The sequence below is a fragment of the Frankia sp. AgB32 genome (genome assembly GCF_023243045.1).
Classification (GTDB): Bacteria; Actinomycetota; Actinomycetes; order Frankiales; family Frankiaceae; genus Frankia.
In genome coordinates this window covers 1-5,456 of the sequence record NZ_JALKFX010000124.1, presented here as the reverse complement: position 1 = coordinate 5,456, position 5,456 = coordinate 1, and the positions used below count along the sequence as shown (strand labels likewise).

General features: G+C 67.7%; 7 protein-coding genes. 1 reads left to right on the top strand and 6 read right to left on the bottom strand.

Annotation, left to right across the window (positions count from 1 at the left end; genetic code table 11):
- Window positions 1–250: helix-turn-helix domain-containing protein (locus MXD60_RS25765; protein ID WP_248822198.1), on the bottom strand; the 250-nt coding region annotated here is incomplete at its 3' end.
- A gap of 66 nt (window positions 251–316) precedes the next feature.
- Between MXD60_RS25765 and MXD60_RS25760 the strand changes: the two genes are divergently transcribed.
- Window positions 317–754: a carbon-nitrogen hydrolase family protein gene (locus MXD60_RS25760; RefSeq protein ID WP_248822196.1), complete on the top strand. Its 438-nt coding sequence runs from the start codon at window positions 317–319 to the stop codon at window positions 752–754.
- A 312-nt stretch (window positions 755–1,066) separates the two neighbouring features.
- On the opposite strand, the gene MXD60_RS25755 is transcribed toward MXD60_RS25760, so the two are convergent.
- The 5 genes from MXD60_RS25755 to MXD60_RS25735 all read right to left on the bottom strand — a co-directional run bounded on the left by MXD60_RS25755 (window position 1,067) and on the right by MXD60_RS25735 (window position 5,104).
- Window positions 1,067–1,717: a hypothetical protein gene (locus tag MXD60_RS25755; protein WP_248822194.1), complete on the bottom strand. Its 651-nt coding sequence runs from the start codon at window positions 1,715–1,717 to the stop codon at window positions 1,067–1,069.
- Window positions 1,710–2,981, bottom strand: a complete 1,272-nt coding sequence (locus tag MXD60_RS25750; protein ID WP_248822192.1) for a hypothetical protein — start codon at window positions 2,979–2,981, stop codon at window positions 1,710–1,712. Before MXD60_RS25750 ends, MXD60_RS25755 begins: the two co-directional genes overlap by 8 nt.
- Complete coding sequence (locus MXD60_RS25745) at window positions 2,978–3,718, bottom strand: ATP-binding cassette domain-containing protein (RefSeq protein WP_248822191.1); 741 nt, start codon at window positions 3,716–3,718, stop codon at window positions 2,978–2,980. The genes MXD60_RS25750 and MXD60_RS25745 overlap by 4 nt, the downstream gene beginning before the upstream one ends.
- 92 nt (window positions 3,719–3,810) lie before the next feature.
- Window positions 3,811–4,149 (bottom strand): hypothetical protein, encoded by a 339-nt coding sequence (locus MXD60_RS25740; protein ID WP_248822189.1) that lies wholly within the window; start codon window positions 4,147–4,149, stop codon window positions 3,811–3,813.
- Between the two features lie 688 nt (window positions 4,150–4,837).
- Window positions 4,838–5,104: a helix-turn-helix domain-containing protein gene (locus MXD60_RS25735; RefSeq protein WP_248822187.1), complete on the bottom strand. Its 267-nt coding sequence runs from the start codon at window positions 5,102–5,104 to the stop codon at window positions 4,838–4,840.
- Window positions 5,105–5,456 lie beyond the last annotated feature (352 nt).

Sequence of the window (5,456 nt, the reverse complement as noted above, 5' to 3'; positions counted from 1 at the left end):
CAGCCACCACATCGCGGAGCCGGACGCGCGTCTCCAGCTTGAACGCCTTCGGTCGCCGACGCTGCCCGTCGGCACGCCTCTGCGCGTCCGCGGCACGGTACCCGGCATTGCCGCCGTTGCGCGAGACCTCACGGCTGATCACCGACTGGTTCCGGTCCAGCCACACCGCGATCATCCGGTGTGACAGGTTCTCAGCCAAGCCCCTGGAGATCGACTCCCGCTCCTCCAACGTCAACTCGACGCCACGCACCCAGCCCTCCGATCAGTGGATCACCTTTCTACCAGGACTGATGCACTGATCATCTGACACCGCCGTTTGTACACACCCGGCACCAGTCCGATCACCTTCGACGTCGACGAGGTGCGTTTCGGGTGCGCGCTCGGCATGGAAAGCCAGTATCCGGAGCTGTTCGCCGAGTACGAGCAAGCCGACGTTCACTGCGTACTGCTTTCCACCATGGACAACGGCACCGTCTTCGGCCTGCAGACACAGGCGCATGCCAGCACCAACAGCTACTGGATCAGCTACGCCACGGTCGCCGCCGACGCGGCCGCCGCGCCGTCCGGAATCGTTGGGCCAGACGGTCACTGGGCGACCCGGTGCGGACCGGACGCCACCTCCGCCATCGCCACCGTCGATGTAGACCGCGAACAGGAAAGCCTCGCGCGCCCCTGGCGCCGAACGGCACGCACCGGCAGGTACGCCACCGCGGTCGTCGACGACGACCCTCGATCACCACGAAGCTCGCTCTGACCCGAAGGTCTTGACGACCCGCTAACGTCGGGCCGGCGGGCCGGGGCCATCCGCGAGGACGCGCGGGTCGGCGAGGTTGGCCAGCGCCCGTCAGGACGCGTTCCAGGCGGGCTGGGACGAGGGCCTACCACGTCGCGCCCTCACTGTGATCTTCGATGGACTTCGGCCGCCCACCGGTCGGGCACTCCACCCGTCGGAGTCCAGGAACTGAACCTGCCCGCTCGGCACGAGAAGGTTCACCACACGTGTTCTTCCGGCAACGGTTTCGCCGACCGGAATGCTGGCAAAACACGCCGCCAACGCCGACCCCCGTCACCCGCCGTTCCTTGTTTGTCCGACGCGACGGAGCCGCCGTGGCACCCAGGGCCGCGGTGTCCACTGGTCAAGCTGGCTGAGCAGGACTCCCAGAGCGAGGCTGACGGTGGCGATGAGCCAACAGGCAAGGTCTCCCGGTGGCTGCTTCACCCAGTCCCACCACCGGTCGGTGCCGTCGCTGTTCTGTTGGAAGTACGTCAGGGGCAGGATGCTCGCGAGTGGCAGTACCCAGCTGAGAGTCATGCCGAGGAGACGTCCGGAAACCAGCGCGATACCTGCCCAGACAAGGACTGAGCGCAGCGCGACGATTCCGGCGGGCCAGGAGGCCGCGGCGGCCTCGGCCACGAGCTCTGTCGCAGCGGTAAGAGCCAGGACGACGGCGATGTGAGCGGCGCGTGTGTGCTGGTAGCGCCTGCTCGCGCACTGCTCGAAGTCGGCCATAGGACTGTGCAGTGTGGCTGCCGCCAGCACCGCGTAGGCAGCTGGAATCTCGGCGCGGAAGGCGATGGTGGCGTCGGACAGCGGGAGCACGAGCGCGCGGCTGCCGAGCAGGAAGTCGGCGAGTACCAGAACCGCGAGTCCGGCGAGGTAACTGGCGGCGTGGTGAGTTCTGCCATAGCGGACGGCGACTCGGAGATGCTCACGCACAGGGGGTGTTCCGGAGTGTGGCCAGCCGTTGCCTGACCCAGGTCAGCTGGCTGCCCTGCTGGGTGTAGATGAGCTTGCCGATCGCCTGGATGTCGACGCCGGGAGGGCCGCCGTGGACGGAGGGCGGTTGGGGCGCTCCCGTCAGGCGGGATTCGAGCCAGGTGCCCAGCTCGTACTGGGCGTGAATCTGTTTGGCGGTGTCCGCGTCGGTTGCTGCGGCGCACGGGTTGGGGAAGGTCGCGTTGACGATCTGGATGGCGATGCCGGTGGCCACCTCCCACATGGCGCCTTCGGGAACGGTGAAGTCGACATACTGGTAGCGGGGGGCACGGAGGCCCCGCTCGTAGTACCGGGGCGGGACGGTGAACAGGCCGGCGGGTATCTCGTTGAGCCGGGACATCATGGCTGACATCTGCGGGAGGTACTTCTGGTCGTCCGGCCACACGCAGCTGGCCGGAGTGGTGTTGGTGCACGGATAGCGCGCGGGGCTCGGGCGGCTGACCTGGATCGATCCCGCGGTCGCATAGGCAGCCAGGCAACCGACGACCACCGCCAGGGCTGCGGCGCTCGCATAGGCCTGACCGCGGCCGTAGCGCGGGCGCCGCCCGCCTCGGGGCCTGAACCGGGGTCTCGGCACGGCGACCGCGACCACCGCCGCGCCCGCCGCGAGCAGCAGACGGGTCACCAGCGGCCAGGCCGCGACGCGGGCGTCGGGCGGCCCGGTCAGAACGATCAGGCCGAGTGAGTCTCCCAGCGAGCCGAGCAGAACGAAGCAGACAAGCGCGCTGAACATCGGCGCGATGACACGGGACCGGCTCCAGCGGCCGACCGCGTGCCCAGCCGCGGCGCAGCCGACAATGGTCGCCGCTCCGAGACAGAGATAGCCCGGCCAGAGGAAGCCCGGCCCGGCCGACCCGGTCGAGGTGATCGCGGCGGCGACAATCCCGACGAGGTAGACGGCCAGGCCGTAGGTGACCGTGCCCGCCAGTTGCAGGGACTCGGCCTGCCATCTCGGCCGGGCGGCGGCGTCGAGCTGCTCGTCGGTGCCGTGCCGCGAGGCACGGCCGACCGACCAGGCCGCGAGGGCCGCGAAGAAAGGGCCGAAGTAGAAGGCCGGGATCTGCGCGGCGACGCTGGTCTGGGGCCAGATTCCGATCCACCACCGAGCCCGCCCGTAGAGCACCGCGAGATCGATGGCCACCAGCACCGGCAGCCACCAGCGCAGCGCGGAACGACGCAGCTCCGTACAGTAGACATAGATCATGCGCGGCCACCGCCCGCCCGCAGCACGGTCATGTAGCCACGCTCGATCGCCGTATCACCCGGGACATCCGGCGCGGCCAGCGCGCTGAGCTCACCGGTGCTGCCAGTGAAGATCACACGCCCGGAGTCGAGAACCACCACGGTGTCGCAGAGCGCGGCCACATCCTCGACGAGATGCGTGGACAGCACGACCGCACGGGCCCCCAACGAGCGGATCAGTGAGCGGAAGTCGAGACGCTGAGCGGGGTCGAGCCCGACCGTCGGCTCGTCCAGGAGCACCAGCTTTGGATCACCGACGATCGCGCTGGCGATACCCGCACGCCGCACCATCCCACCGGACAAGGTGCGCATGCGGTCGCTCATCCGATCCGACAGGCCGACTCCTTCAATGGCGCGTAGCGTGCTGTCGTGCGCGACGCCGCGAGGGACCTCCCGCAGCCAGGCGACGTAACGAACGAAGTCATAGACGGAGAACCCCGGCAGATATCCGAAATCCTGCGGCAGGTAGCCGATAGCACGCCTCGCCAGCCGCGCGTCCCGGCCGGTCCTGACCACACGTCCCGCCACGCACACCTCGCCCCGCGCCGGGGAGGCGATTGTCGCCAGGGTACGCAGCAGCGTGGTCTTGCCAGCGCCGTTCGGACCAAGCAGACCCATCACACCGTCGGCAAGGGAAAAACTCACATCAGCAAGGGCCGTCCGCCCGCCGTACGACTGCCGCAGCCCGGTGACGGACACGACCTCTTCTGACACCACACATCTCCTCCACCGCCCGGCCGGGCCGGACATGTTACGTACAACCCGGCCGGTCTGCCTACGTCTCCCTCGGATCAGCCTGTGAAATCTACCCGAGACCTGGTGACGCTGAAGGTGCAGTTGAGCTGCCCCCAGTTGTTGACGGTGGAACCGCGGGTCATGTAGAGGGCGGAACTAACCTTGTCGAACTGGGCGCTGCAGAAGGCGTGGTTACGGTAGTTGCCGGTCACCGTGACGTTGAAGCAGTGGGCGTTGGTACCCGTGCTTCCCCACGTCGAGTAGCAGCCGTTGGTTGTCGGGCTGGTTCCGCTAGCAAGCGCCGCCTGGGCGCCGATGCCCACCGGGGCGATCAAGACCGATGCGGCCAACAAAAACCTGGCGGCATTTCGCAAACGCATCATGCGCATACCCACAGAGCTTCTCCTGCATTCATGACGAGATTTCTCAGCACTCGTCGCAAGGTGGACAAAAACATTTTTGCTCGTCCGGCCGGGGCGAGGTGCCGGCGGCTAGAAAATTCCTGTTGGCGGCCGGCCTGCGCCAGGCTAGCGCGGGCGGACAAGCGGCACAAAATTTTTCAGGAGGAGGCACCAAGGAAACGCGCACATCCCACGCGGACACGGACAGCCGAAATTACTGAGGGCAACAAGTTGCAATAACGTTCCGTGATACTTGTTTTTGACAGTGCGCAAGAAATTCCACGCAGCCGTCCAGCCGGACCAGCACTGTCGCTCGTTGACGAGGCCATCTGCCCCGAGACGCTGGTCGTGTCGGCCCGCCCCAGTAGATCAACTTTGACAGCATTCCGTGATCGATCGAACCCATCCCGCAGCATCCATCACCGAGCGTGATGCGATATTTACCACATCGACGGCAGGTGACCGCGGATACGTGGCGGCACGCACTCCGCTCCAGACCAGGGAACCTTGTGGCGGCTCCACTGGTCGATGATGTCAGCCACCGAGAGGTAGCTGCCCGCCGCACCGAACGGAGCGGTGGCCTCCCGCCAGCCCGGGGCATCAACACCACGCTGCGGGGCACCCTCCGGAGTTCTCGGTGATCCGGAGGGGCGGTAAGTCGGAGACGCCGGATCGGCTGCGATCAGCCAAGTTGGCGGTACGTCCCGGCAGCGGTGAACGCGTCAGTGATGGGCGTGAGGAGCGAGGCCAGGCGACAAGCGGCGGTGGCGCCGATCCGCGCCCACAGTTCAGCGCAGCGCTCGTCGGTCTCGATCTCGATCTTCTCGCAGGCCGCGGTGCCGGCATCGGTCACGGCGCCATCGGCGTCGAGCCAGCCGCGCGCGACCAGACGTGCCGTCGCCGCGGCCCACTGCTCGTCGTCCCACCCCCTGCCCGGCCGGCGCGGCATGGGAGCCACCGAGGCCAGCCGGCAGTCCGACCTGGAACTCGCCGGCACCGGCGACGTCCGCGACCCGGAGACATCAGGACGCCTCTGAGAAGTATCCGGACGAGGCACTTTCGAACTCCCGGTCGCCGCCGATGGCACGGCGCTCGATCTCGAGATCCTCAGCCAGCTGCTGCGCGCCAGCCTGGCGGTGGCCGGAGATCCCGACGAGATCCCGACGAGATCCCGATCGAGCGCCGGGACTGGTGGCAGCAGATGCTGGCAGCCGACCGCAGACGCTTGTCGCGATCTTCGCCCGCGCCACCGCCGAGGCGGAACGACTGGCCGCCACCCTGCTGCCAGGCATCAACGCCTC